Genomic DNA, 25,124 nt, shown 5'->3' on the forward strand with positions numbered 1-25,124 from the left:
GTTTCAGGGCCAGATGAGGGCGGCGTGTGGGTCGCACGCCTCAGGACTGCGCCGCAATGAGCGCCAGCCCCGACAGAACCAGTGCATCGTGGCGAGTATGCGGTACCTTGAGCGCCGCTGTCACTTCGGCCGCTGCGCCGCCGCTCACGACGAGCCGCACCGGCATTCTCCACGCGTCCTGCAAATCGGCCCACGCGCGCTCGACGAGCGCGGCCTGCGCGAGCGCACAACCCGCCGAGATCGAGCGCTGCGTGTCGGTGGCGAAGGCCATGCCCGGGTTGCCAGCATTCGCCACGCCGCCGGCGACCACGGGCAGTTGCGCGGTGTGCTCGCCGAGCGAGCGCATCATGAGCGTGAAGCCCGGCGCGATCATGCCGCCCACGAACGTGCCGTCGGCGCGCAGCGCTTCGAGCGTGGTGGCGGTGCCGAATGTCGCGATCAGGAGCGGCTCGTCCGGATACGCCGCGTGCGCGCCGATCATGCCAGCCCAGCGGTCGCTGCCGAGCGCGCCGGGCGTGGTATAGCGGTTCGTCACGCCGCACTGCTGCGCGCAGGCCCGCACGACGGTGCGCGGGAGACCGGGCCAGTGCGCTTGCACCAGCGCGTCGAGACGTTCTACGACCGCCGCGCCCGCGACATTCGAGATCCACGCGCCGCAGGGCCGGGGCAACGTCGCCCATGCTTCGCTTCCGGCTTCGCCGGCGGCGGGCGGGGCTTGCACGCCGTCGTCGCGCACATGATCCATCGTTCCCGCGTGCAGGCGCGACCCGTCGGGCGCGACGAGCGCCCATTTGATCCGGCTGTTGCCTGCGTCGATCAGGAGGAAAGGGCCGCGGCTCATGCGCCGCTGTCCGCGAGCCGCAGCGACACGTCGCCGGCCGTGACGCTCTCGCGCCCGCCCGGCGTGTCGACGAGCAACTGGCCGCGCTCGTCCACGCCGGCCGCCGTGCCGCGCAGCAACTCCCGTCCTTGCTCGTAGATGGCGACCTCGCGGCCCGCGTACGCGTGGCATGCGTTCCAGCGCGCCTGGAAGGGCGCAAAGCCCGCCGCGCCGAAGCGTTGCAGCGCGGCTTCGAGCGCGTTGAGCTCGGCGGCGAGCGTGTCGGTGAGGTTGGCGTTCGGCCACGCGCGCGAGAGCGCCGTGGGCGTCGTGCCGGGCACGACCGCCGCGCTGCCGGCCGCGGCGTTGAGCGCCTCGACCCTGGCGGCGAGCGCATCTTCGCCGCGCACGTTCGTGCCGATGCCGATCACGACTGCGGTGGCGTCGGCGGTGGCCCAGGCGGTTTCCACGAGGATGCCCACCAGCTTGTCGCCTTCGAGCAGCACGTCGTTGGGCCATTTGAGCGCGATCTGTCCGGGCGCCGCCACGGGCAGCGTGCGCAGGCCGTCCACCAGCGCCGAGCCAACGGCGAGGCTCAAGCCCGCGAGTCCTTCGATCGGGCGCGGCAGCACGCAGCCGATCGAGAACAACAGCGCGTCGCCGGGCTGCGCGACCCAGGTGCGGCCACGCCGGCCCCGGCCGGCCGTCTGCAGATAGGCGACGCGCACGATCGGGCGCGCGAGCGCGTCGCGCTTTTGCGGCAGTGCCTTCAGGCGCGCCATGAGGTCGGCGTTGGTCGAGCCGGTTTCCTCGACGATCTCGATGGGCCAGTCGTGCGCGGCCGGGCCGAACAGCGTGATCGCGCGGTTGCGGTCGATGCGCCAGTCGCCGGCGCTCGGGGTATCGGGGGTGGGGGGCGTCGCATTCATGTCTCGTATTGTAGTGGCTGGGGCGCGGGTAGCCGCCCGCAGCGCCGGTTTCGACCCGAAATGCGGGCAATCCCCAGACAACCCACAGGCAGTGCACAGGTTATCCACGGAATCGTCCACAGGATCGAGGGCGCCCGAAGCCGGCAACCGCCCCGCCGGTCGCCGCACGATTTGCCCAATTTTTGGGCAATTCACAGGCTGCCCACAGGTGGTCCACAAGTTATCCAGAGTGTTGTCCACAGCTCGCCTCGCGCCCCGCGAGCCGGCCGTGCGCTTTCGGACCGACGAAACGGGGCGCGTTCGCTACAATGTTTGCTCACCCCGTCCGTCGAGTGCTTATCCTTGAATCAAGACACGCCGCCCGGCCTTGAAGTCTCGGCCGGCACCCACGGCAAGACCGTGCGCCTGTCTGGCCAGTGGACAGCGCTCGCGCTCGCGCGCGACCGCGACCAGGGCGGCGCCGCGCGCCGTCTGCGGGCGCTCGCCGAAGAGCACGTCGGCGAATGGGACCTCTCGGGCGTCGAGCGCATGGACCATGTGGGCGGCCAGGCGCTCTGGCGCGTCTGGGGCCACAAGCTGCCGTCCGACCTCGTCGACCTCACGCAAACGCAGCGCGACATCTTCGAGCGCATCGCCCTGCTCGACTCCGTGCGCGAGCCGGCGGAGCGCGTCGTGCGCATCGATCCCGTCACGCAGCTCGGCCTCGCGATCTTCTCGTTCTTCGACCACCTGTACGGCGGCATCGCCATGTTCGGGCGCGTGATCCTCGATCTGCTGCTGGTGGTGCGCAAGCCCCGGGTCACGCCCTGGATCGAGATTTCGGCGAACGTCTACAACGCCGGCGCGCGCGCGATGCCGATCACGGCGCTCGTGGCGTTTCTGATCGGCATCGTGCTGTCGTACCTCTCGGCGCAGCAATTGCGCCTCTTCGGCGCGAACCAGTACATCGTCAATATCCTCGGCCTCGCCGTGATCCGCGAACTCGGGCCCGTGCTCTCGGCGATTCTCGTGGCGGGGCGCTCTGGCTCGGCCATCACGGCGCAGATCGGCGTGATGCGCGTGACCGAAGAACTCGACGCCATGCGCGTGATGGGCATCTCGCACGGCCTGCGCCTGATCCTGCCGCGCGTGATCGCGCTCGGCGTCGCCATGCCGCTGCTCGTGATCTGGACCGACATCATTGCGTTGCTAGGCGGCGCGATCGCGGCGAAGATCGTGCTGGGCGTCGACATTTCGTGGTTCATGCGCTCGTTGCCCAGCGTCGTGCCGATCGCCAATCTGTGGATCGGCCTCGGCAAAGGAGTGGCGTTCGGCATGCTGGTGGCGATCGTGGGCTGTCACTTCGGCTTTCGCATCAAGGCGAATTCGCAGAGCCTCGGCGAGGGCACGACCACGTCGGTCGTCACGTCGATCACGATCGTGATCCTCGCCGACGCTGTGTTCGCGATCCTGTTCCAGAACGTGGGGCTTTCATGAGCACGACTGGCACGACGGTTACGACGATCGAGACGAAGACGACCGGCACGATCACCACGCCGCTCAAGGAGGTCGCGCAGGATCTGCCGCTGCCGACCATCGGCGAGCCGGTGATCGAGGTTCACGACCTCTCGAAGCGCTACGGGCGCAACATCGTCCATCAGCACCTGAATCTGGAAATTCGCCGCGGCGAGATCGTCACGCTGGTGGGCGGCTCGGGCTCGGGCAAGACCACGCTCGTGCGCCAGATCCTCGGGCTCGAGAAGCCGACCTCGGGCACCATCAAGATGTTCGGCGAGAACATCACGACCATCGATGCCGAGCGCGCCCGCCTCATGCGCACGCGCACCGGCATGCTGTTCCAGCAAGGCGCGCTGTTCTCGTCGCTCACGGTGTTCGACAACATCGCCCAGCCCGTGCGCGAGCTCGGCAAGGTGCCGGCGGCCCTGCTGCGCGACATCGTGATGCTCAAGCTCGAAATGGTCGGGCTGCCGTGCAAGCACGCCTCGAAAATGCCGGCCGCGCTCTCGGGCGGCATGATCAAGCGCGTGGGCCTCGCGCGCGCGATCGTGCTGGAGCCGGAGCTGCTCTTTCTCGACGAGCCTACGGCCGGGCTCGACCCGCGCTCCTCCGACGAAGTGGTGGAGCTCATCAGCACGCTGCACCGGGCGCTGGGGCTCACCGTCGTGCTCGTCACGCACGACCTCGACGCCATGGTCGCGCTCTCCACGCGCGTAGCCGTGCTGGCCGAGCGCCGGGTGCTCGTGGCGGCGCCCGTGGAGGAGGCGGCGAGCGTCGATCATCCGTTCATCCGCGAGTACTTTCTGGGCATGCGCGGCCGCCGCGCGCTCCAGGCGCTGCCGCCCGAGCGGCGCGCGAAGCTGCCGGCGGCGGCGCTCGCTCCCGCAGCCGTGGGGTACAAGCCGTGGTAGGCACCGCGCACGCCTTTATCCGGCCTGACCGGCTCAACCGGCTTGACCAGCGTCTGGCGGCCGCCAACGAAGGAATCTGACGATGGAAAACAAACCGCACGCGTTCTGGGCGGGCATGTTCACGATAGGGCTTTTGATTGTGATCGCGCTTGTCGTCATCTTCTTCAGCGCCGATCGGGCCGTGCGCGTGCCGTACGACCTCATTTCGCGCTCGAGCGTGACGGGCCTCTATCCGGACGCGGCGGTGCGTTTTCGCGGTATCGACGTGGGCAAGGTGCAGTCGATCAAGTTCGATACCGGGCATCCGGGCCAGATCCGCATTCGCATCCTTGTCGACCAGAAGGCGCCGATGACGCGCTCCACCTTCGGCTCGCTCGCGCTGCAGGGCGTGACGGGCATCGCATTCGTGCAGCTCGACGACAACGGCATCGACCTCTCGCCGCTGCATTCCTCGCCGGCGCACGTGGCCGAACTGCCGCTGCGCCCGGGCTTGCTCGACCAGCTCCAGCGCCGCGGCGACGCGCTTCTGCGCAAGCTCGACAACATTGCCGGCGATATCGACGAAATGCTCTCCGAGGACAACCGCAAGCAGGTGATGCAGGCCGTGAACAGCCTGCAGCAGGCCGCGAGCAGCGTGAACGTGCTCGCCGGGCAGCTCCAGCCCGCCACGAGGCAGTTGCCGGGCGCGGTGACGGAGCTGCAGCACACGCTGCAGTCGACCAACACGCTCATTACGAGCATGAACCGCCCGGACGGCCCGTTCCAGACCAACCTCAACAAGGCCGGCACCGCGGCGGCCCAGGCGGGCGCGGCGCTCACCTCGATCGACGCCTCGATCCAGGACCTGTCGGCGCGCGTGGGCTACGACACGCTGCCGCGCGTCGACTCGCTCACCGACGACGTGCGCTCGGCCATGCGCGCCGTGGACCGCGCGGCGGGCACGTTCAGCACGAGCCCGCGCAGCGTGTTGTTCGGCGGCGCGCCGCAGCCGGCGCCCGGGCCCGGCGAGGCGGGCTTTGCATGGCCGGCTGCTGCGGGCGCGAAGTAGGCCGCGACACCGCCTTACGCGACACCATTCGACGCACTTTCGCGCGGTGCATGCGCCGCGCGCCAAAGAAGGAAACGCAATGTCACGCACATCACGCCTGCCACGATCGATGCAACGCGCCGCAACCGCCGGCTCGGCCTTGCTGGCGGCGCTCGCGCTCGGTGCGCTCCTCGCCGCCTGCGCGGGCGGTTCGGCTTCGATCAACGAGGCTCGCTACGACCTCGGGCTGCAGTCGTCGCAGCAAGCGCAGGCCGCTCCCGCGGCGCCTGGCGCGCCGGCTGCCAGGCCGCTCCTGAAGGTGCTGGCCGTGAGCGCGCCGCCGCCGCTCGATAACGACGGCATCCTCTACCGGATGAATTTCGATTCGCAGCGCACGGCGCGCTACGCGAACAGCCGCTGGACGATGTCGCCCGCGCGGCTGCTCACCGAACGCCTTCGCACCTCGCTCGGTGCGCACGCGACGGTGCTCGCGGGCGGTGACGCCGTGCAGGCGCCGATGCTCAAGGTCGAGCTGTACGAGTTCGAGCAGGTGTTCGAGAGCCCGACGCAAAGCGCGGGCGTGCTGGCTGCGCGCGCAACGCTCATGCAGGGCGGCAGGGTGCTGGCGCAGCGCTCGTTCGCCACGCGCGCGCCGGCGCCCACGCCGGACGCCGCGGGCGGCGTGCGTGCGCTGCAGGCGGCCAGCGACGATTTCGCCAGGCAACTGGGCGCGTGGCTGAGCACGCAGTCGTTCGCGGGCACGCCTTGAGGGACATGAACACGCGTCGCGCGATTTCAATGCGCGGCGCGACATTGGGGGCAAGGGCGGGATAGCGGCATGATCGAAGCGGGACGGCTCCGGCTGCGCGCCCCGCACGGCGGGCGGCGCGGGATGGACGGCGACGAGGGTGGCCAAAGCGGTGGCCAGGGCGGTGGCCGAGGCAGCGGCCAGGGCGGTGGTCAAGGCAGCGGCCAGGGCGGTGGCGACGAACGTGGTGCGATCGCCAGCGGCGACACGCCCGCGTCCGCGCCCGCATCATCCGCGCCATCGCCATCGCCATCGCCATCGCCATCGCCATCGCCTGCCGCCGCCCGCGAGCCGCTGGCAGGCCAGGCCTCGACGCTCTCGCGCCAGTCGCTCGCGCTTTACACGGCGCTGATCGTCTACGGCTCGTGGTATCCGTTCTCCGGCTGGCGCTCGCTCGGCCTCAGTCCCTTCGCCTATCTCGGCGATCCGTGGCCGCGCTACTGGACGGTATTCGACATCGTCACCAACGTGCTCGGCTACATGCCGTTCGGCGCGCTCGCCGTGCTCGCCGCGTGGCCGCGCTGGCGCGGCTGGATCGCGGTGCTGCTCGCCGCCGTTGCGGGCACGCTGCTCTCGGGCGTCATGGAGGCCGTCCAGACCTGGCTGCCCACGCGCGTCGCGTCCAATCTCGATCTCGCCTCGAATGCGCTCGGCGTGCTGCTCGGCGCGCTCGTGGCGGCGCCCGCCACCGGCGCGCTGCTCGAGCGCGGCTTCCTGCGCCGCCTGCGCTTTCGCTGGTTCGAGCGCGACGCGGCGGTGCTGATGGTGCTCGCGGGGCTGTGGCCGTTCGCGACGATGTACCCCACGCCGCGCCTGTTCGGCCTCGGCGAGTGGGCGCGTGTGCTCTGGCAGCGCCTCGACGGCTCCATGCAGGATGCCGTGCTCGCCTGGACGCCCGCCGCCTGGCATCTGCGCTCGCTGCCCGACATGCTCGCCGCGCGGCTGCCCGACAGCAGCTGGGAAGCCATCGTCACGACGCTGAACCTGTTCGGCGCGGCGGCGTTCGCGACGCTGCCCATGCGCCCGCGCGCGCCGCGCGCGCGGCTCGTCATCGCGCTCATCGTCGTGACGCTCGTCGTCAAGGTGGGCGCGACCTTTCTGCAGTCGCAAAGCGGGCTGATCTTCGACTGGGCGACGCCGGGGGCGCTTGCGGGCCTCGTGTGGGGCACGCTTCTCGCGTTTCTCGCCTTGCGCCTGCCGCGCGCCGTGCGTGCAGCCGCCGCGGCGCTCGCGCTCGCCGTGGCCCTTGCGTTCGTGAACGTGTTGCCCGTGAACCCCTACTTCGACGTCGTGCTCGCGGACTGGCGGCAGGGCCGCTACCTGCACTTCAACGGCCTCGCGCGCTGGCTCGCATGGACGTGGCCCTGGGCCGCGCTCGCGTGGACGGCGTTCTCGCTCGAACGCGCGTGGCTCGTGCGGCGCGCTCGCCGGGCCGCGAAGCGCGCTCGCCGCGACCGGTGAGGGCGAGCGGCGCTCGCCTGAGCGTTCACGCCGCGCTCGTTATAATCGACCGGATCGCCGCGCAGCCACGCTCGCGCGCCGCGCAATGCCATGCCCCACGGCGGGCTACACGCTTTCAGCAAGCCTGCGCTCACTGCACGACACTCACCGGTGCCCCACGCCATGACCGATTCGTTCTACAAGTACCACGTCTTTTTCTGCCTGAACCAGCGCGAGCCCGGCGCGGACCGCCCGAGCTGCGCGAATTGCAACGCGCAGGCCATGCAGGAGTACGCGAAGAAGCGCGTGAAGCAGCTGGGTCTCGCCGGCCCGGGGCAGGTGCGCATCAACAAGGCGGGCTGTCTCGACCGCTGCGAGGAGGGCCCGACCGTCGTCGTGTATCCGGAAGGCACGTGGTACACGTATATCGACGAGAGCGACATCGACGAAATCGTCGTCTCGCATCTGCAGAACGGCCAGGTGGTCGAGCGCCTGAAGATCGATCGCTGATTGCCCCAACGCACCGCCAAACAGTACCCGTAAGGACTGCCGCACGATGAACGCCCAGACACAAAAATTCCAGATCGACGGTCCCGTCGGCAAGATCGAATGCGCGCTCGACGTGCCCGACGCCGGCACGACGCCGCGCGGCATTGCGCTCGTCGCGCATCCGCATCCGCTCTTTGGCGGCACGATGGACAACAAGGTTGCGCAGACGCTCGCGCGCACGCTCGTGCAGCTCGGCTACACGACCTGGCGCTCGAACTTTCGCGGCGTGGGCGAAACGGCGGGAACGCACGACAACGGCATTGGCGAACAGGACGATCTGCTCGCACTCATCGCTCACATGCGCGCGCAACCGGGCCAGGCCGACGTGCCGCTCGTGCTCGCGGGCTTTTCGTTCGGCACCTTCGTGCTCTCGCACGTCGCGAAGCGCCATCTCGAAGCGGGCGGCGCGATCGAGCGCATGGTGTTCGTCGGCACGGCTGCAAGCCGCTGGGAAGTCGCGCCCGTGCGCGCCGACACGCTCGTGATCCACGGCGAACTCGACGACACCGTGCCGATTCTGTCGGTGTTTGAATGGGCGCGTCCGCAGGAATTGCCGATCGTCGTGATTCCGGGGGCAGAACATTTCCTGCACCGCAAGCTGCATATCCTGAAGCGCATCATCGTCGAAGCGTGGCGCTGATGGGCCGGGCCCGCTGTTTCGGGGCCTGATGCAAGCCGTTCGTCACCTCGCGTATGCCGGGCGAAATGCATGAAAAATGCACGACAGGTACGCGCAAACGTGTGACATAGCGAAAATTCGCCGCGACCTGACGCGTATAATGTTCGCCAATTTTGTGCTTGCTGCGCCGCGATCGGCGTGGGCACGGCACCGGCATTCCGGCTTTCACCGACCGTGCGCCGCATGGCGCGCTACGTTCATCCCGTCCCAATTCAGCCCGACCTGAACCTATGCGTTTTCTCTCCTCCGGCCAACCGTCTTCTTTCGTTCCTTCCTCCATCGTTCGCAATGTCACGCTCGCAGCGCTCTTGCCCGCCTCGCTTCTCGCGAGCGCGAGCGCGTTCGCGCAGGTGCCGCCTCCTGGCGTGAATGCACGCTCGTGGGTGCTCATGGACGCCACCGCGAACCAGGTGCTCGCCTCCGGCAATGCCGATGAGCGCGTCGAGCCCGCATCGCTCACGAAGCTCATGACGGCGTACCTCGTGTTCGAGGCGCTGCAGAGCAAGAAGATCTCGATGGATCAGGTCATCGAGCCGAGCGAAGCCGTGCGCCGCGTGAAGAACGACGAGTCGCGCATGTTCATCGAAGCGAACAAGCCGGTCTCGGTGCATGACCTCGTGTACGGCATGATCGTGCAGTCGGGCAACGACGCGGCCATCGCGCTGGCCGAACTCGTGGGCGGCAGCGAAGCGAACTTCGTCAACATGATGAATGCCGAAGCGCAGAAGCTCGGCATGACGCACACGCACTTCGCCGACGTCAACGGCATGCCCGACCCGAATCACTACACGACGGCGGGCGACCTTGCCACGCTCTCCGCGCGCCTGATTCGCGACTATCCCGAGTACTACGAAATCTTCTCGGTCAAGGAATTCAAGTACAACAACATCAAGCAGCCGAACCGCAACCGCCTGCTGTGGATCGACCCGACGGTCGACGGCCTGAAGACCGGCCACACGCAAGCCGCGGGCTACTGCCTGATCGCGTCGGCCAGGCGTCCGCTCGCGGGTGGCGGCAACCGCCGTCTCGTCTCGGTGATGATGGGCGAGCAGAAGGAACACGACCGCGTGCAGGACAGCCTGAAGATGCTGAACTACGGCTATAGCGCGTACGACACCACGCGCATCTATCAGGCGAACCAGGCTGTGGCGACGCCGCGCGTCTACAAGGGCACGCTCGACGCCGTGAAGGTCGGCGTGCAGAAGGATCAGTTCGTCACGCTGCCCAAGGGCGCCGCCGACAAGGCCAGGCCGCAGGTCGAACTCACGAGCCCGCTGATCGCGCCGCTCGCCGTCGGCCAGCAGGTCGGCTCGGCGAAGTTCGTGGGCGCAGACGGCAAGGTGCTCGCGCAGGTGCCGCTCGTCGCGCTCGAAGCCGTGCCGCAGGCCGGTGTCGTCGGCCGCGTGTGGGATTCGCTCATGCTCATGGTCAACAAGAAGAAGTCATGACGCCCGCTTCGGCGACGCAGGCGGCCGAGCCGCTCGTCTGGCTCAACGGCGGGATCACGCCGCTTTCCGAAGCGCGCATTCCCGTGCTCGATCGCGGCTTCATCTTCGGCGACGGCATTTACGAAGTCGTGCCCGTTTATGCGCTCGCTGATGGTGAAGGCACGGTGCGCGTGCCGTTTCGCATCGCGCAGCATCTCGCGCGTCTGACGCGCTCGCTCGAGAAGGTCGGCATTGCGAATCCGTTCGACGAAGCGGGCTGGCGCGCGCTGGTCACGCGTCTGGTCGAGGCGAACGAAGCCGCGCTCGCGCTCGCGCGCGATGCGCACGCCACCTTCTACGTGCAGGTGACGCGCGGTGTGGCGCCGCGCGGCCACGCATTCCCGGCAGCGGCTACGCCCACCGTGTTCGCGATGGTCAACCCGCTCAAGCTGCCGGGCGTTGCCCAGCGCGAGCACGGCGTGCGCTGTGTGAGCGCCGAAGACAAGCGCTGGCTGAATTGCGACATCAAGTCGACCTCGCTGCTCGGCAACGTGCTGATGGCGCAGCACGCGGCGGAAAACGACGCGTTCGAAACGATCCAGCTGCGCGACGGCTGGCTCACCGAAGCGTCTTCGTCGAACGTGTGGGTCGTGAAGGGCGGGGTGCTCTGTGCGCCGCCGCGCAGCAACCGCATCCTCGAAGGCATTCGCTACGGCCTGATCGAGGCGCTGGCCGACGAATGCGGCGTGCGCTTCGAAGCGCGCGAGATCGCCGAAGCCGAACTGCGCGAGGCGGACGAGATTCTCGTGACCTCGGCAACGAAGGAAGTGCTGGCGGTCGTCGCGCTCGACGGCAAGCCGGTAGGCGGCGGCAAGCCGGGCCCGGTCTACGCGGCGCTTTACGCGGCGTATCAACGCGCGAAGCACCGCGAGGCGCAGGCATTGCGCGCAGCGGCCGCCGAGCTACAGGAAGTGGAGAAATGAACATGACACAAATGAATGTGACGCAGCAGCCAGGTAACCCTGAAGCGAAAGAATCGCTGATCGAATTCCCCTGCGACTTCCCCATCAAGGTGATGGGCAAGACGCATCCGGAATTCCAGGACACCATCGTGACGGTGCTGCGCGAATTCGACGGCGGCTTCGACGCCACGACGATCGAGACGCGTCCGTCGAGCGGCGGCAACTACACGGGCCTCACCGTGACGGTGCGCGCCACGAGCCAGGCGCATCTCGACGACATCTATCGCGCCCTCACCGGGCATCCGATGGTGAAGATCGTGCTGTAAGCGGGCAGAAGGCGTTCGAACGAAACGGGCAAGGGCCGCAAAAGTGCGGCCCTTTTTGCATTTGGCGCCAGGGGTTCGTCAGGGCACATCGCCCATGCGCGCACGTTGCGCCGCGGCGGCGGCCGTCATCAGCGGACCGGCTTCGCAAGCGTCCTCGTAGAGCCGCCGAAAGCGTGCGACCTCGTCGAACACCCAGTCGCGGAACGCCCGCACGCGCTCGGTCTGCATGCGTTGCGGCGCGCAGATGAAGTAGTAGCGCCAGGGGCTCGGGCCGTCGATGTCCTTGAAAAGGCGCACGAGACGCCCGAGCGTGATCTCGTGCGTGGCGAGCGAGCGGCGCACGAGCGCGATGCCCTGGCCGTCCATGGCCGCCTGAAGCAGGTTCGACGAATCCTGGTAGAGCACGCCGCGCTTGGGTTCCGGCATGTCCTGGAGGCCTGCCGCGTCGAACCACGGCCGCCAGAGTTCGTCGTCCGAGCGCAGGAGCGGCAGCTTCGCGAGTTCGCGCGGGTCGTTGGGCAGCTTGCCGCCGTTGAAATCGGGCGAGCAGGCGGGAAAGAAGATCTCGTCGAGCAGCAGCTCGGCGTGCAGCCCCGGATAGTGCCCGTAGCCGAAGCGGATGGCGACATCGACGTCGTCGCGCGCGAAGTCGGTGAGCGAATTTGTCGATTGCAGCTCGACGTCCCACTGCGGATGCGCCTCGATGAAACGCCCGATTCGCGGCGTGACCCAGCGCGCCGCGAACGAGGACAGCATCGACACGACGAGCCGCCGGTCGCGGTCTCCCGCGCGGATCTCCTGGGTGGCGTGCGCGAGCTGGTTGAGCGCGTCGCGCACCTGGCCGGCGTAGCGGCGGCCGGTGTCGGTCACGCGCACGCGTTTGCCGTCGCGGGCGAAGAGCGCCACGCCCAGCTCCGCTTCGAGCGCGCGGATCTGGTGGCTCACGGCGCCGTGCGTGACGAAGAGTTCGTCGGCGGCGCGCGAGAAGCTTTCGTGGCGGGCGGCGGCTTCGAAGGCCTTGAGCGCATTCAGCGCAGGTAGCTGGCGCAGATCCATATCGTATTTTTTCTCACATAGCCGTGAAAATTGATCGTTTTGCTCGATCCCTTATGGTGTCTACGATTGTAGCCATCGGAGCAGGTCATTCGGAGTCGGAAATGAGAGAAATTTCTTCGGATATCACGTTTGAAGTGGCGGCCGATCAAACGGCCTCGGTGCGCGTCACGCGCAGCACGCGGCTGACCGTGAAGTGCGGCACCGTCTGGGTCACGCGCAGCGACGACACCGCCGACTACTGGCTCGAGCCCGGCCACACGCTGCGGCTGCGGCGCGGCGAGCGCCTGTGGATCGGCGCGGAAGGCGGCGCGCCCGCGTGGGTGGGGTTCGCGGCGCCGGCACGCCTCACCGAGCGCGTGGTCGATCTCGCCGCACGCGCCGCACAACGCGCGGGCGTTCACATCGGCGACGGTTGGCGCACGGTTTGACCTGACGGCCAGTGATTCAAAGACGGCGGCAACAGGTGGCCTCCCACCGCCGGTTGCCTCCCGCCGCCGCCGTTATCCGCCGTATGCCCGGCGCGCTCGTCCCGAATTCGGTAAACTCCCGAAATCATGTGCGCCACCCCGGTTTCACCCTCGCAAATTTCTTCCGACCCCGACGCAGCCGCGGTTGGATCTCAAGTGGCAAGTTCACCCATCGTCGTGCGCTGGCGCGGCAACGAGGCTTACCAGAAGAGCTTCGACGCCATGCGCGAGTTCACGGCCGCCCGTGACGCCCATACATCGGACGAAATCTGGCTCGTCGAGCATCCGCCCGTTTTCACGCTTGGCCAGGCCGGCAAGCCCGAGCATCTGCTCGTGGCGAACAGCGGCATCCCGCTCGTGCAGATCGACCGCGGCGGCCAGATCACGTATCACGGGCCGGGCCAGGTGGTGGCCTACCTGCTGCTCGACTTGCGGCGCAGGAAGCTGATGGTGCGCGAACTCGTCACGCTCATCGAGGACGCCGTGATCGAAACATTGGCGGCGTATAATCTCGCGGGCGAGCGCAAGGCCGGCGCGCCCGGCATTTACGTGCCGCAGGACGCCGGCGGCGCGAGCGCCGCGCATACGGGCGCGAAGGTCGCCGCCCTCGGGCTGAAGATCCGCAATGGCCGCAGCTATCACGGCGTGAGCCTGAACGTGTCGATGGATCTGAGCCCATTTCTCGCCATCAATCCGTGTGGATACGCCGGTCTCGAAACCGTGGATATGGCCACGCTGGGTGTCGAGGCGAGCTGGCGCGATGTCGCCGCCACGCTGGCGGCGCGGCTCGAGGCGAATCTTGCGGCGCACGCAGCAACCCGTCTCGCGGTGGCCGAAGCGGCCGCCGCAGACCCTTCAGCCGAAGCGGCCGGGATCCACCCTGCCGCCGGCGCGGCTGAAAAGGAAGCGGCCGCTTGCGCGGCCGCGATGGACCCGGCCGAAGCGGCCGTCTCAGGCGGGCAACCGCCGCAACCGCAGGCTGGCGTTGCACCGGCGGCCTGACTGGATCGAAAGCATGACTGACATCACTGCGAACCCCGCTGGCGCCAACGCCGACGCCGTTCCCTACGACGCCACCGCAAAACAGAAGGCGCAGGCCAAGACCTCGCGCATTCCGATCAAGGTCATTCCCGTCGAGAAGCTCAAGAAGCCCGAGTGGATCCGCGTGAAGGCGGCCACGGGCAACTCGCGCTTCTACGAAATCAAGAACATCCTGCGCGAGCACAACCTGCACACGGTGTGCGAAGAAGCGAGCTGCCCGAACATCGGCGAATGCTTCGGCAAGGGCACCGCGACGTTCATGATCATGGGCGACAAGTGCACGCGCCGCTGCCCGTTCTGCGACGTGGGCCACGGCCGCCCCGATCCGCTCGACCCGGACGAACCGGCCAACCTCGCGCGCACCATCGGCGCGCTCAAGCTCAAGTACGTCGTGATCACGAGCGTGGACCGCGACGACCTGCGCGACGGCGGCGCCGGCCACTTCGTGGAGTGCATCCGCCAGGTTCGCGAGCAATCGCCCGAAACGCGCATCGAGATTCTCACGCCGGACTTCCGCGGCCGTCTCGATCGCGCGCTGCAGATCCTCAACGCCGCGCCGCCGGATGTGATGAACCACAACCTCGAAACGGTGCCGCGCCTCTACAAGGAAGCGCGCCCGGGTTCGGACTACGCGCACTCGCTCAAGCTGCTGAAGGATTTCAAGGCGCTGCATCCCGAAGTCGCGACGAAGTCGGGGCTGATGGTGGGTCTTGGCGAAACCGAAGAGGAAATTCTTCAGGTGATGCGCGACCTGCGCGCGCACGACGTCGACATGCTGACGATCGGCCAGTACCTGCAGCCTTCGGAGCACCACTTGCCGGTCCGCGCCTACGTGCATCCCGACACGTTCAGGATGTACGAGGAAGAGGCGTACAGGATGGGCTTCACGCACGCGGCCGTTGGCGCGATGGTGCGTTCGAGCTATCACGCCGATCTGCAGGCGCATGGGGCAGGCGTGGTTTAAGCAACCGCCGCCGCTTGCCGGCACGCAATCGAAAAAGCCCGCTGAAAAGCGGGTTTTTTGTTTGTGCCGCGCTCGAACAGCGCGATGCACGCATCGATTCCAGGACCCTCTCCCTCAACGCGAAAAGCGACGCATGCGCGCGCTCGAGAAGCGTCTCGTGTCCTGGAAGGGACGCGGCCAAGGCCGCCCCCCGCCTTTCTGGAAATCCGAACGCGCATAGGGCGCGATTCTGGAAAACCAGATTCACACCGTTGCTCGCTGGATAAAAATCCTTATAAATCAATGCCGTGAGCGATTGCGCTGGCTGGCATTCTCCTTGCACTAAAGAGCGCGCGGCCAGCACGGCCGCGACAAAAAAAATGCAGCTTTGCATACAGGAGACAGCCGATGTCCGATCCCACCTTCCGGTTTCGCTGATCCCCAGTTTCGACCTGTCGCGGCCCGAACTCGCTTCGTTCGGCCATTGGCTTAATTCATTTGCAGGAACCATCGTGAAGAAACCTCTCCACAAAGTCCTCTACGTCCAGGTGATCGTGGCGATCGTCATCGGCGTGATCCTCGGTCATTACTGGCCTGCGATCGGCATCGACATGAAGCCGTTCGGCGACGCCTTCATCAAGCTCATCAAGATGGTGATCGGGCCGATCATCTTCTGTACCGTCGTGACCGGCATCGCCGGCATGGAGGACATGAAGAAGGTGGGCCGCGTGGGCGGCAAGGCGCTGCTCTACTTCGAGATCGTCTCGACCTTCGCGCTCGTGCTCGGCCTCATCGCCACGCACGTGCTGAAGCCGGGTGCGGGCTTCAACGTCGACGTTCATTCGCTCGACGCCAAGGCCGTGGCCAGCTTCGCCGAAAAGGCGCATGGCCAGAGCAGCGTCGACTTCCTGATGCACATCATTCCGGACACGATCACCTCGGCATTCGCGCAGGGCGAAATCCTGCAGATCCTGCTGATCGCACTGCTGTTCGGCGCCGTGCTCACGCAACTGGGCGAGCGCGGCCGCGTGGTGACCGAGTTCATCGACAGCATTTCGGGCGTGCTGTTCGGCGTCGTGAAGATCGTCACGAAGCTCGCACCGATCGGCGCGTTCGGCGCGATGGCGTTCACCATCGGCAAGTACGGCGTGGGCTCGCTGATCCCGATGCTCAAGCTCATCGGCACGTTCTACCTCACCTCGATCGTGTTCGTGCTCGTCGTGCTCGGCGCGATCGCGCGCTTCACGGGTTTTTCGATCATCCGCTTCGTTTCCTACATCAAGGAAGAACTGCTGATCGTGCTCGGCACCAGCTCGTCGGAATCTGCGCTGCCGCAACTGATGCAGAAGCTCGAGCGCCTTGGCTGCTCGCGCTCGGTCGTGGGCCTCGTCGTGCCGACCGGATACTCGTTCAACCTCGACGGCACGAACATCTATATGACGATGGCGGTGCTCTTCATTGCCCAGGCGACCAACACCGACCTCACGTGGACGCAGCAGCTCACGCTGCTCGCGGTGACGATGCTCACCTCGAAGGGCGCGAGCGGCGTGACCGGCGCGGGCTTTATCACGCTGGCGGCCACGCTCGCCGTGGTGCCGACCATTCCGCTCTCGGGCATGGTGCTGATTCTCGGCATCGACCGCTTCATGAGCGAGTGCCGCGCGCTCACCAACATCGTCGGCAACGGCGTGGCGACGGTCGTGGTCTCGGCATGGGAGAAGGAGCTCGACCGCAACAAGCTGCGTGCCATGCTCTCCGGCGAGGTCGAAGAAATGAAGGAAAGCGCAGGCGCGTAAGCCGCGCTGGGCGGGCGCGCAAGCCGCAAGGCGCGCCGCCCGCCGATGTTGGTTCTTTCGATGTTTCGCGGCCATGGCCGCTGGGTGGCGCGAGCGTTTCCCCTGCGTGAGCGCCGCCCGTTTTTGTTTTTCCCGTCTGACGAGGCACACGTTGCCTGAGTGCACCCGTTGCGCGCCGCCCGACCCGCGCGCCCCGGTGCGGCCGTGTGCCACAATCTCCCTCATCCCCCTCGACCGTCTGGAAGCCGCTCACGTGACGCGCCGCCTCATCATCCTCTTCGCGCTCGCAGCCGGCCTCGTTGCGGTCTGCGCGCTGACGTGGGCGCTCTCGTGGCAGGCCGGCATCGACGCGCTGCGCCGCAACGCCGCCGTGCGCGGCGACCGCACCGCGGCTTCGCTCAAGAGCACGCTGGAGCGCTACGACTCGCTGCCCTATATCGTCGGCGAGCATCCGCTCGTGCAGGACGTGCTGGTCGATCCGAGACCCGAGTGGGTGGCCGCCGCCAACCGCTATCTCGAAGACGTGAACCGCCACGCGCGCGCGACGACGACCTACATCATCCGCGCCGACGGCATGAGCATCGCGGCCAGCAACTGGCGCGACCCCGATAGCTTCGTGGGCGTGGATTACCGCTTCCGGCCGTATTTCATCGATGCGATGAATGGCGGCGTGGGCCGCTTCTTCGGCATCGGCACGATCTCGCACGATCCGGGCTACTACGTGTCGCAGCCCGTGCGGCGCGACGGCAAGATCGTCGGCGTGGCCGTGGTGAAGCTCAATCTCGAATGGTTTCCGGGCACCGATGCCTCGGAGCCGCTCCTCGTCACCGACGACAACGGTGTGATCTTTCTCTCCTCGGTGCCCGCGTGGAAGTACCGCACGGTGCGTCCGCTGCCGCCTTCCGTGGTGGCCTCGATCGACGCCACGCGCCAGTACGCGAGCGAGCCGATCGCGCCGCTGCCGGCGCGCGTCGAACGCGTGTTGCCGGGCGACGCGGACATCGTGCGCATGGGTGCGGGCATACGCGCGCCGCGCTACCTGGAAACGCGCCGCTCGCTCGGCGAGCCCGACTGGCATCTCGTCACCATGTCGTCGATCGACCCCGTGCTCGAGGCTTCGCGCAACGCGACCATCATGACGGGCTTCGGCTACGTTTCGCTGTGCCTGTTCGGTTTCTACTGGCGCATGCGCCGCGCACGCGTGAGGGAAGTGATGCGTAGCCGCGCGATGCTGCAAAAGGCCTACGCGATGCTCAACGAGCGCGTGGCCGAGCGCACCGCCGATCTCTCGCAGGCGAACGAGCGCCTGCAGCGCGAGGTGGCGGAGCGCACGCGCACCGAGGCGGAACTGCGCGCGACCCAGGACGAGCTGATCCAGGCGAGCAAGCTCGCCGCACTCGGCCAGATGGCGGCGGGCATCACGCACGAGCTGAACCAGCCGCTCGCGGCGCTGCGCAGCTTCTCTGACAACACGCGCGTGTTTCTGGCGCGCGGCCAGTATGCGGCGGCCACCGAAAACCTGGAGGCGATCGGCTCGCTCACCGAGCGCATGGGCAAGATCGTCAATCAGCTCAAGCTGTTTGTCGGGCGTGCGCGGCCGAGGAGCGCGCGCGCGCCGGTTGCCCGCGCGCTGCGCAACTCGCTCGCGCTGCTGGGCAACCGGCTCGACGGCGTGCGCGTGGATCTCACATTGACGGAAGACGGCGCGCCACCCGCGCCGCTCGATGTGAACGCCGAGTACCCGGACCTGAGCGCGCTGAGCGACGACCTGCGTCTCGAACAGGTGCTCATCAACGTGCTCGGCAATGCGCTCGACGCCGTGGCGGGCCTGCCGTCCCCGCGCATCGCGATCGACGTTCAGGCGAGCGCCGCGACGCTCGCCATCGCGGTGAGCGACAATGGGCCGGGCATTCCCGACGATGTGCTGCCGCGCCTGTTCGAGCCGTTTTTCACGACGAAGGAAATGGGGCAGGGGCTTGGCCTCGGACTCGCGATTTCCTCGTCGATCGCACGCGACAGCGGCGGCTCGCTCACGGCGAGCAACCTGCCGCAGGGCGGCGCGCGCTTCGTGCTGACGCTGCGCCGCTCGCGTGCGGATGCCGCGAGCGCGGCGCGTGCCGCCGGGTTGTGACGCTGGGTTGTGACTGAGCGGTGATGCCCGCTTTTGAATCAGGATGACGAACGAACAGGGTGAACGCATGGTCGACACCGCGCCCGGCCGGGTGCTCTACGTAGAGGACGACGAACTCGTGCGCCGCGCGGGCGTGCAAAGCCTGCAACTGGCGGGCTTCGACGCCGCCGGTTTCGCCAACGCGGAAGGCGCGCTGCCGCTCATCGATGCCGACTTCGCCGGCGTCGTGGTGAGCGATATCCGCTTGCCCGGCATGAGCGGTCTCGATCTGCTCGCACAATGCCACGAGCGCGCGCCCGGGGTGCCCATCATCCTCGTGACGGGCCATGGCGATATCTCGATGGCCGTACAGGCCATGCGCGACGGCGCGTACGACTTCATCGAAAAGCCGTTCGCCTCCGAGCGCCTCATCGAAACGGTGCGGCGCGCGCTGGAGCGGCGCCTGCTCGTGCTCGAAAACCTCGCGCTGCGCCGTGAACTGGCGGGGCACAACGCGCTCGCGCCGCGCATCATCGGCAGGAGTCCGGCGATCGAAGAGGTGCGCAAGCTCATCGCGAACGTCGCGCCGACGGACGCCTCGGTGCTCATCAACGGCGACACCGGTGCGGGCAAGGAACTGATCGCGCGCAGCCTGCACGAGCTTTCGCCGCGCCATGACAAACCGTTCGTCGCCGTGAACTGCGGCGCGCTGCCCGAACCGATGTTCGAGTCGGAGATGTTCGGCTACGAGGCGGGCGCGTTCACGGGCGCGGCCAAGCGCCGGATCGGCAAGCTCGAGCACGCGAGCGGCGGCACGCTCTTTCTCGACGAGATCGAGAGCATGCCGCTCTCGCTGCAGGTCAAGCTGCTGCGTGTGCTGCAGGACGGCGTGCTGGAGCGTCTCGGCTCGAACCAGCCAGTGCGCGCCGACTTGCGCGTGGTGGCGGCAGCCAAGGGCGACATGAGCGGGCATGTCGCGGCGGGGACCTTCCGGCGCGACCTGCTGTACCGGCTGAACGTCGTGACGATCGCGCTGCCGCCGCTCGCCGAGCGCCGCGAGGACATCGTGCCTTTGTTCGAGCATTTTCTGCTCGATGCGGCGGTGCGCTACCAGCGTCCCGCGCCGCTGCTCACCGAGCGCGACCGCATGCGGCTCGCGCAGCGCGACTGGCCGGGCAACGTGCGCGAGCTGCGCAATGCGGCAGACCGCCGGGTCCTCGGGATTCCCGACGATCTGTCGGCTGGCGCGGCGGCGGGCGAAGACGATGCGTTGCCGCTCAAGGAGCGTGTGGAGCAGTACGAACGCGCGCTGATCGCCGACGCGCTGCAGCAGAGCAGCGGCGCGGTCGCCCAGGCCGCCGAGCGGTTGCAGATGGCCAAGGCCACGCTGTACGAGAAGATCCGCCGCTATGGGCTGGTGGCGCGCGGCGAGGCGTAAAGCGGCGCAAGGAGGTGTCGAGGCGTAAAAAAAGCAGCGGGTTATCCGCTGCTTTTTTATTGGGTGCGCGATTCGCGTATCAGGTCGAGAGCGCCTTCTGCAGCAACTGGTCGAGTTCGGCGAACTGCGGCTCGCCCACATAGCGCTTGAGGATCTTGCCGTCGCGGCCGATCACGAACGTGGTCGGCGTGAGCTGGACGTTGCCGAACTGCTTTGCCGCCGAGCCGTCGTCCATCGCCACCTTGAACGGCAACTGGCGCGTTTGCGCGTAGTTGGCCACGTACATCGGCGCGTCGTAGTTCATCGCCACCGCGACGAACTCGAGACCTTCGCCCTTGAAGCGGTTATAGGTCTGGACCATCTTCGGCATTTCCGCCATGCAGGTGGTGCAGCTCGTCGCCCAGAAGTTGACGAGGTAGACCTTGCCCTTGAGGTCGTTCGTGGAGACTTTCTGGCCGGACAGGAGCGTGAAGGTGGCGTCGGGCACGCGCTGCTGGCTGCCGAAAAACGCGAAGTAGCCGGCCACGGCGATCGCGACGACGACCACCGCTGCGCCGATGCGCATCAGCGCGCCGGAACGCTTGTTCGAGGAATTCGGGGATGCAGCGGTCATGAGCCTTGCCTCGTGCGCCGAAGGACGCGGGTGTTGAGCGAAACTATTGTAGCGCCGAATTTCCCGGCATAGCGGTTGCGAGACAACATCCGGGTATGCGCCGGCGGATAATGTCGCGCACCTTTCACTTCTGTGACGAACCGCGCCCCATGGCCCTCGACATCCTTCGCCGCGCCCGATTCCCGTTGAACCTGCCGATGCGCATTTTCGACCCTGCGCGCGTGGCGGCGCTCGGCGTACTCGCCGCGGCTGCGCTGGTCGCCTGCTCGCCCACATACGACTGGCGCACGATTTCGAACGATGCGAGCGGCTACTCGGTCGATCTCCCGGCCAAGCCGGACAAGGACGAGCGCAGCATCGACGTGAACGGCACGCCGATGCGCATGCGCGTGCAGACGGCCGAAGTCGCCGGCGACGTGTTCGTGGTCGGCACGCTCAATCTGCCCGACGCGCAGCCCGCCACGCAGCAAAAGGCGCTCGACTTCCTGCGCGCAGGCCTCGCGCGCAATGTGGGCGCGCCTGCCGAGGCGCACGCGGTGGCGGTGCCGCTTGCGGCGGGCGGCTCGGTCGAGGGCGTGGAGATGCGCATGGCCGGCAAGGCGGGCGCAAACGGCGAGACGCGTACGATCCATGCACGGCTCGTCGCAAAAGGCGCGCGCGCGTACCAGGTGGCGATCGTCGGGCGCACCGAGCCCCCTGCCGAGCAAATCGATCAGTTCTTCGGATCTTTCAAGCTGTACTGAGTTTACGGACTCCGCAGCACGCCGCGCGCCGCGACGTGTCGCGTGCACCGCGACGGATATTTGCACAGCGAAGTGAAGGTTGCGCTGCAGGTAAACACGCTAATTACTGGATTTGATTGAGGGTTTACTGGTTACCCACAAGGCCTGTGGGTAACTTTGTGGAAAACAGCGCTCCGTTGACCGGAAAGCGCCGTCCTGTGGGCTTTCTGTTAGTTTTGGCCGCTTTTCTGTAAATCCAGAAAGTTATAAAAATCAACGGGTTACAAAAATGGCCGAGGCGTAATGCGAACCATGCTCAGAATCGGGGTCAACAGGATGAAATGTGCATAAGTCAAGTCTTGACTTCGATTTATTGGCGCTATTTACCTTCCCCGGCGGCGCAAAGCCGCGGCGTTGTCCCGCGAAACTGGCGCCGTGCGCGGCTATCGTTCGGCAAACACGCGGCGGTATTGCACGGCCTCCGCCACGTGCGCGGCTTCGGGCAGCGCGGCACCGGCGAGATCGGCGATCGTGCGCGCGACCTTGAGCACCCGGTAGTGCGCCCGCGCCGACCAGCCGAAGCGCTCGCCCGCTTCGCGCAGCAGCGCTTCCCCGGCGGCATCCGGCTGGCAGACTGCGTTGGTCTCGCGGCCGGTCAATTCGCGATTGGATTTGCCCTGGCGCGCCAGTTGCCGCTCGCGCGCCGCCTGCACGCGAGCGGCGATCGCGGCGCTCGGTTCGGCGTTCGCGCTTGCGCGAGCGGCCAGTTCGGCGGGTGGCAGCGCCGGGATCTCGATCTGGATGTCGATGCGGTCGAGGAGCGGTCCCGAGAGCTTGCGCAAATAGCGCGCGGCGCTTTCGGGCGTGCAGCGGCAGCGGCCTGCGGGGTCGCCGCGCCAGCCGCAAGGACAGGGATTCATCGCGGCGACGAGCTGGCACGCGGCTGGAAAGTCGGTTTGCCACGCGGCGCGCGAAATCGTGATCGTGCCCACTTCGAGGGGCTCGCGCAGGGTCTCGAGCACGTGGCGGTTGAACTCGGGCAATTCATCAAGAAAAAGCACCCCTAAGTGCGCGAGCGTGATCTCGCCTGGCTGGGGCGGATTGCGCCCGCCGATCAGCGCAGCGGCACTCGATGAATGATGCGGCGCGCGAAACGGCCGCGTACGCCACTGCTGGGGCGTGAAGCCGGCCGCGCTGGCGGAGAGCAGGGCGGCGGAGGCTAGCGCTTCGTCGTCGGTCATCGGGGGCAGGAGCCCCGGCAGGCGCGCGGCGAGCATCGACTTGCCGGCGCCCGGCGGCCCCACCATCAACAAATGGTGCCCGCCGGCCGCCGCGACCTCGAGCGCCCGGCGCGCGCCGCGCTGGCCGACTACGTCGGCCATGTCGGGGGGCGCGGCGGCCGGTGCGGCGTCGAGCGCGCCCGCGCGTACGGGGGCGAGGCGCGCTTCGGGCTCGACGCCCGCAAGGTGGGCGCAAAGGGCGCGCAGGTCGGCCACGCCATACACCGCGACATCTGGCACGAGCGCCGCTTCGGCGGCGTTTTGCGCGGGCAGATAAAGCTCGGGCACGCCGCAGCGCGCGACTTCGCCGGTTTCGGCATCAGGAATCCGAAGGATGCCGCTTTCGCCTCGGGCCTCGCGGCTGAATGCTGCCGCTTCGCCGACACGCGCTGCACGATCCCTATGCGCGCGTGCCGTGCCGCATGCCATGGCGAACGCGCCGCGCATGGGCCGCACGGCGCCGGTCAGCGAAAGCTCGCCCGCGAACTCCCGGTGCACGAGCGCCGCCGCCGGTAGCTGCCCGCTTGCCGCGAGAATGCCGAGCGCGATCGGCAGATCGAAGCGGCCGGATTCCTTGGGCAAATCGGCCGGCGCGAGGTTGACGGTAATGCGTCTCACCGGGAAATCGAAGCCGCAGTTCGAAAGCGCGGCGCGCACGCGCTCGCGGCTTTCGCGCACTTCGAGATCGGGCAGTCCGACGATGGAGAACGACGGCAGCCCGTTGGCGAGATGGACTTCTACGGTAACTTCGGGCGCGCGGCCAGCAGCCGGCGCGCGGCTGCGCACCACGGCAAGCGACATGGGATTCTCCGGAAGGCTCGCATGCGGGAGCGGCGCGCGGTGTACGAAGCTTCGGACCGGGCTTCGTAGGTGTTGCGCGCGCCGTGCATGCGCCAGGCTGGTGAGGCGTATGCCCCTTTACGGTTCCATTGCGATCACGCTACGGATCGCTTGCGGCGGTGCGGCAGGAGGGGGCTGCGCTCAATTGCGCACAGGCGTGCGCAAGGAAAGGATCAGGAGGACTGGCCAGGCACCGGCAGCTTCTGTTCGAGTTCGGCCACGCGGCGCTCGAGTTCCTCAAGGCGCTGGCGCGTGCGCACGAGCACCTGTGTTTGCGCGTCGAATTCCTCGCGCGTGACGAGGTCCAGCTTCGAAAAGCCTTGCGACAACATTGCGCGAACATTGCGTTCGACGTCGCGCGCCGGCGAGTTCTTGAGCAGATCGCTCACGCGTGACTGCAGATCATTGAATACGTCGTTGGGTTGCTTCATTCGATTCCCCTTCTCTGCACAAAAAATGTGCAAGTTTTGTTTCGCCTGTGCCCCGCGGCGGACCGTGATCGATCTTGGTGCGAACTCGCAGGGCCATGGCCAGGTGTGCGCGCAAGTGGTGCGCACAGCGGGCCCGTGTGCTTCGCGCCGTGGCGCGGCGGGCGACTTCCGGCCGCTATGCGGCGCCCGGCGCGGCAGCGACGCCTGAGAACACTGTAGCAACGTTCCCCCTGCCACGCCACCGCGCGCGCGCCACGCTGGCCGTTCGGCCAGGGCCGTGCGCGCCGCGCCCCTCAAGGCGCGGACCGCATTGTCCACGGCTTTGGGTGCGCTTGCATCGAAGTCCATCAGTCGGGCTTTGCGCACAGGCCTAAGCAAATTGGCACGGGTGTTGCTAATACAGCCCCGCGCACCAAACGACGGTTGGCTCACGGTGTGCCAGCGGAGCGGCGAGGCATCACGCGCCGTCCGCAGGGCGCCCGTTGCAGAAGCAGACAAAGGAATGAAGCAAACCACAGCGAGGACTACATGAAACTCATTACAGCAATCATCAAGCCGTTCAAGCTCGATGAGGCGCGCGAAGCCCTTTCGGCGATCGGCGTTTCGGGAATCACGGTGACGGAGGTGAAAGGTTTCGGCCGCCAGAAGGGGCACACCGAGCTGTACCGCGGCGCGGAGTATGTCGTCGACTTCCTGCCGAAGGTGAAGATCGAAGCCGCCGTGGCCGACGACATCGTCGAGCAGGCCATCGAGGCGGTCGAACGCGCGGCCCGTACGGGCAAGATCGGCGACGGCAAGATTTTCGTCACCCCGATCGAACAAGTGATCCGCATCCGCACCGGCGAGACCGGCGCCGACGCGCTGTAAAGCCCGCAGTAAGGCCTAAAGAGACCGAGACAAGAGGAAAGAGGAAACCGAGATGCGCAAACTTTTGATGTCCCTGATGATGGCCGGCTCGCTGCTGGCCGGCGGCGTCGGCGCCGCGCTGGCGGACGACGCATCCGCGCCCGCC

Annotated in this window: 24 protein-coding genes; 18 read left to right on the plus strand and 6 right to left on the minus strand. The window is 67.4% G+C overall.

Annotation, left to right across the window (positions count from 1 at the left end; genetic code table 11):
• Positions 1-40 precede the first annotated feature (40 nt).
• Complete coding sequence (locus BHE01S_RS15910) at positions 41-841, minus strand: type III pantothenate kinase (protein ID WP_042265647.1); 801 nt, start codon at positions 839-841, stop codon at positions 41-43.
• Complete coding sequence (locus BHE01S_RS15915; RefSeq protein WP_042265648.1) at positions 838-1,749, minus strand: biotin--[acetyl-CoA-carboxylase] ligase; 912 nt, start codon at positions 1,747-1,749, stop codon at positions 838-840. The genes BHE01S_RS15910 and BHE01S_RS15915 overlap by 4 nt, the downstream gene beginning before the upstream one ends.
• A gap of 342 nt (positions 1,750-2,091) precedes the next feature.
• On the opposite strand from BHE01S_RS15915, the gene BHE01S_RS15920 reads away from it, so the two are divergent.
• The 10 genes from BHE01S_RS15920 to BHE01S_RS15965 all read left to right on the plus strand — a co-directional run bounded on the left by BHE01S_RS15920 (position 2,092) and on the right by BHE01S_RS15965 (position 11,375).
• Positions 2,092-3,225, plus strand: a complete 1,134-nt coding sequence (locus BHE01S_RS15920; protein WP_042265649.1) for an MlaE family ABC transporter permease — start codon at positions 2,092-2,094, stop codon at positions 3,223-3,225.
• 50 nt (positions 3,226-3,275) lie between these two features.
• On the plus strand, positions 3,276-4,157 hold the full coding sequence (locus BHE01S_RS15925) for an ABC transporter ATP-binding protein (protein WP_042265675.1): 882 nt from the start codon (positions 3,276-3,278) through the stop codon (positions 4,155-4,157).
• A gap of 82 nt (positions 4,158-4,239) precedes the next feature.
• Positions 4,240-5,205: an MlaD family protein gene (locus BHE01S_RS15930; RefSeq protein WP_042265650.1), complete on the plus strand. Its 966-nt coding sequence runs from the start codon at positions 4,240-4,242 to the stop codon at positions 5,203-5,205.
• A 97-nt stretch (positions 5,206-5,302) separates the two neighbouring features.
• Complete coding sequence (locus tag BHE01S_RS15935) at positions 5,303-5,953, plus strand: ABC-type transport auxiliary lipoprotein family protein (protein ID WP_042265676.1); 651 nt, start codon at positions 5,303-5,305, stop codon at positions 5,951-5,953.
• A gap of 69 nt (positions 5,954-6,022) precedes the next feature.
• Positions 6,023-7,453: a VanZ family protein gene (locus tag BHE01S_RS15940; RefSeq protein WP_245639755.1), complete on the plus strand. Its 1,431-nt coding sequence runs from the start codon at positions 6,023-6,025 to the stop codon at positions 7,451-7,453.
• Between the two features lie 162 nt (positions 7,454-7,615).
• Positions 7,616-7,942: a (2Fe-2S) ferredoxin domain-containing protein gene (locus BHE01S_RS15945; protein ID WP_042265651.1), complete on the plus strand. Its 327-nt coding sequence runs from the start codon at positions 7,616-7,618 to the stop codon at positions 7,940-7,942.
• Between the two features lie 46 nt (positions 7,943-7,988).
• Positions 7,989-8,621 carry an alpha/beta hydrolase gene (locus BHE01S_RS15950; protein ID WP_042265652.1) on the plus strand — a complete coding sequence of 211 codons (633 nt, stop codon included), beginning with the start codon at positions 7,989-7,991 and terminating at the stop codon, positions 8,619-8,621.
• Positions 8,622-8,890: 269 nt separating this feature from the next.
• Entirely contained in the window at positions 8,891-10,108 is a 1,218-nt protein-coding gene (locus tag BHE01S_RS15955; RefSeq protein ID WP_042265653.1) for a D-alanyl-D-alanine carboxypeptidase family protein, read from the plus strand.
• On the plus strand, positions 10,105-11,070 hold the full coding sequence (locus BHE01S_RS15960) for an aminotransferase class IV (RefSeq protein WP_042265654.1): 966 nt from the start codon (positions 10,105-10,107) through the stop codon (positions 11,068-11,070). Before BHE01S_RS15955 ends, BHE01S_RS15960 begins: the two co-directional genes overlap by 4 nt.
• 2 nt (positions 11,071-11,072) lie before the next feature.
• Positions 11,073-11,375, plus strand: coding sequence for a DUF493 family protein (locus BHE01S_RS15965; RefSeq protein WP_042265678.1), 303 nt, complete (start codon positions 11,073-11,075; stop codon positions 11,373-11,375).
• Positions 11,376-11,453: 78 nt separating this feature from the next.
• Here BHE01S_RS15965 and BHE01S_RS15970 read toward each other — a convergent pair whose 3' ends face one another.
• Positions 11,454-12,431 carry a transcriptional regulator GcvA gene (locus tag BHE01S_RS15970; RefSeq protein ID WP_042265655.1) on the minus strand — a complete coding sequence of 326 codons (978 nt, stop codon included), beginning with the start codon at positions 12,429-12,431 and terminating at the stop codon, positions 11,454-11,456.
• Positions 12,432-12,532: 101 nt separating this feature from the next.
• Here BHE01S_RS15970 and BHE01S_RS15975 point away from each other — a divergent pair, with 101 nt between their 5' ends.
• From BHE01S_RS15975 to BHE01S_RS16000, 6 genes are all read left to right on the plus strand, one after another.
• Positions 12,533-12,859, plus strand: coding sequence for a DUF2917 domain-containing protein (locus BHE01S_RS15975; RefSeq protein WP_042265656.1), 327 nt, complete (start codon positions 12,533-12,535; stop codon positions 12,857-12,859).
• 126 nt (positions 12,860-12,985) lie between these two features.
• Positions 12,986-13,900: a lipoyl(octanoyl) transferase LipB gene (gene lipB, locus BHE01S_RS15980; protein ID WP_084068903.1), complete on the plus strand. Its 915-nt coding sequence runs from the start codon at positions 12,986-12,988 to the stop codon at positions 13,898-13,900.
• Between the two features lie 13 nt (positions 13,901-13,913).
• Complete coding sequence (gene lipA / locus BHE01S_RS15985; RefSeq protein WP_042265657.1) at positions 13,914-14,903, plus strand: lipoyl synthase; 990 nt, start codon at positions 13,914-13,916, stop codon at positions 14,901-14,903.
• Between the two features lie 488 nt (positions 14,904-15,391).
• Positions 15,392-16,678 (plus strand): dicarboxylate/amino acid:cation symporter, encoded by a 1,287-nt coding sequence (locus BHE01S_RS15990; RefSeq protein WP_042265680.1) that lies wholly within the window; start codon positions 15,392-15,394, stop codon positions 16,676-16,678.
• Between the two features lie 196 nt (positions 16,679-16,874).
• Entirely contained in the window at positions 16,875-18,809 is a 1,935-nt protein-coding gene (locus BHE01S_RS15995) for a sensor histidine kinase (RefSeq protein WP_245639758.1), read from the plus strand.
• A gap of 43 nt (positions 18,810-18,852) precedes the next feature.
• Positions 18,853-20,226 (plus strand): sigma-54-dependent transcriptional regulator, encoded by a 1,374-nt coding sequence (locus tag BHE01S_RS16000; protein ID WP_407669522.1) that lies wholly within the window; start codon positions 18,853-18,855, stop codon positions 20,224-20,226.
• A 79-nt stretch (positions 20,227-20,305) separates the two neighbouring features.
• Here the strand turns inward: BHE01S_RS16000 and BHE01S_RS16005 are convergent, their stop codons facing one another.
• On the minus strand, positions 20,306-20,791 hold the full coding sequence (locus tag BHE01S_RS16005; protein WP_373682562.1) for a TlpA family protein disulfide reductase: 486 nt from the start codon (positions 20,789-20,791) through the stop codon (positions 20,306-20,308).
• A gap of 197 nt (positions 20,792-20,988) precedes the next feature.
• On the opposite strand from BHE01S_RS16005, the gene BHE01S_RS16010 reads away from it, so the two are divergent.
• On the plus strand, positions 20,989-21,582 hold the full coding sequence (locus tag BHE01S_RS16010; RefSeq protein WP_052405961.1) for a hypothetical protein: 594 nt from the start codon (positions 20,989-20,991) through the stop codon (positions 21,580-21,582).
• A gap of 422 nt (positions 21,583-22,004) precedes the next feature.
• On the opposite strand, the gene BHE01S_RS16015 is transcribed toward BHE01S_RS16010, so the two are convergent.
• Positions 22,005-23,642 (minus strand): YifB family Mg chelatase-like AAA ATPase, encoded by a 1,638-nt coding sequence (locus tag BHE01S_RS16015; RefSeq protein WP_042265661.1) that lies wholly within the window; start codon positions 23,640-23,642, stop codon positions 22,005-22,007.
• 212 nt (positions 23,643-23,854) lie between these two features.
• Positions 23,855-24,112 carry an accessory factor UbiK family protein gene (locus BHE01S_RS16020; RefSeq protein WP_042265662.1) on the minus strand — a complete coding sequence of 86 codons (258 nt, stop codon included), beginning with the start codon at positions 24,110-24,112 and terminating at the stop codon, positions 23,855-23,857.
• Between the two features lie 528 nt (positions 24,113-24,640).
• Between BHE01S_RS16020 and BHE01S_RS16030 the strand changes: the two genes are divergently transcribed.
• On the plus strand, positions 24,641-24,979 hold the full coding sequence (locus BHE01S_RS16030) for a P-II family nitrogen regulator (RefSeq protein ID WP_028201804.1): 339 nt from the start codon (positions 24,641-24,643) through the stop codon (positions 24,977-24,979).
• Positions 24,980-25,124: the final 145 nt, after the last annotated feature.

Origin of the sequence: Paraburkholderia heleia NBRC 101817, from assembly GCF_000739775.1 — a bacterium.
Lineage (GTDB): Bacteria > Pseudomonadota > Gammaproteobacteria > Burkholderiales > Burkholderiaceae > Paraburkholderia > Paraburkholderia heleia.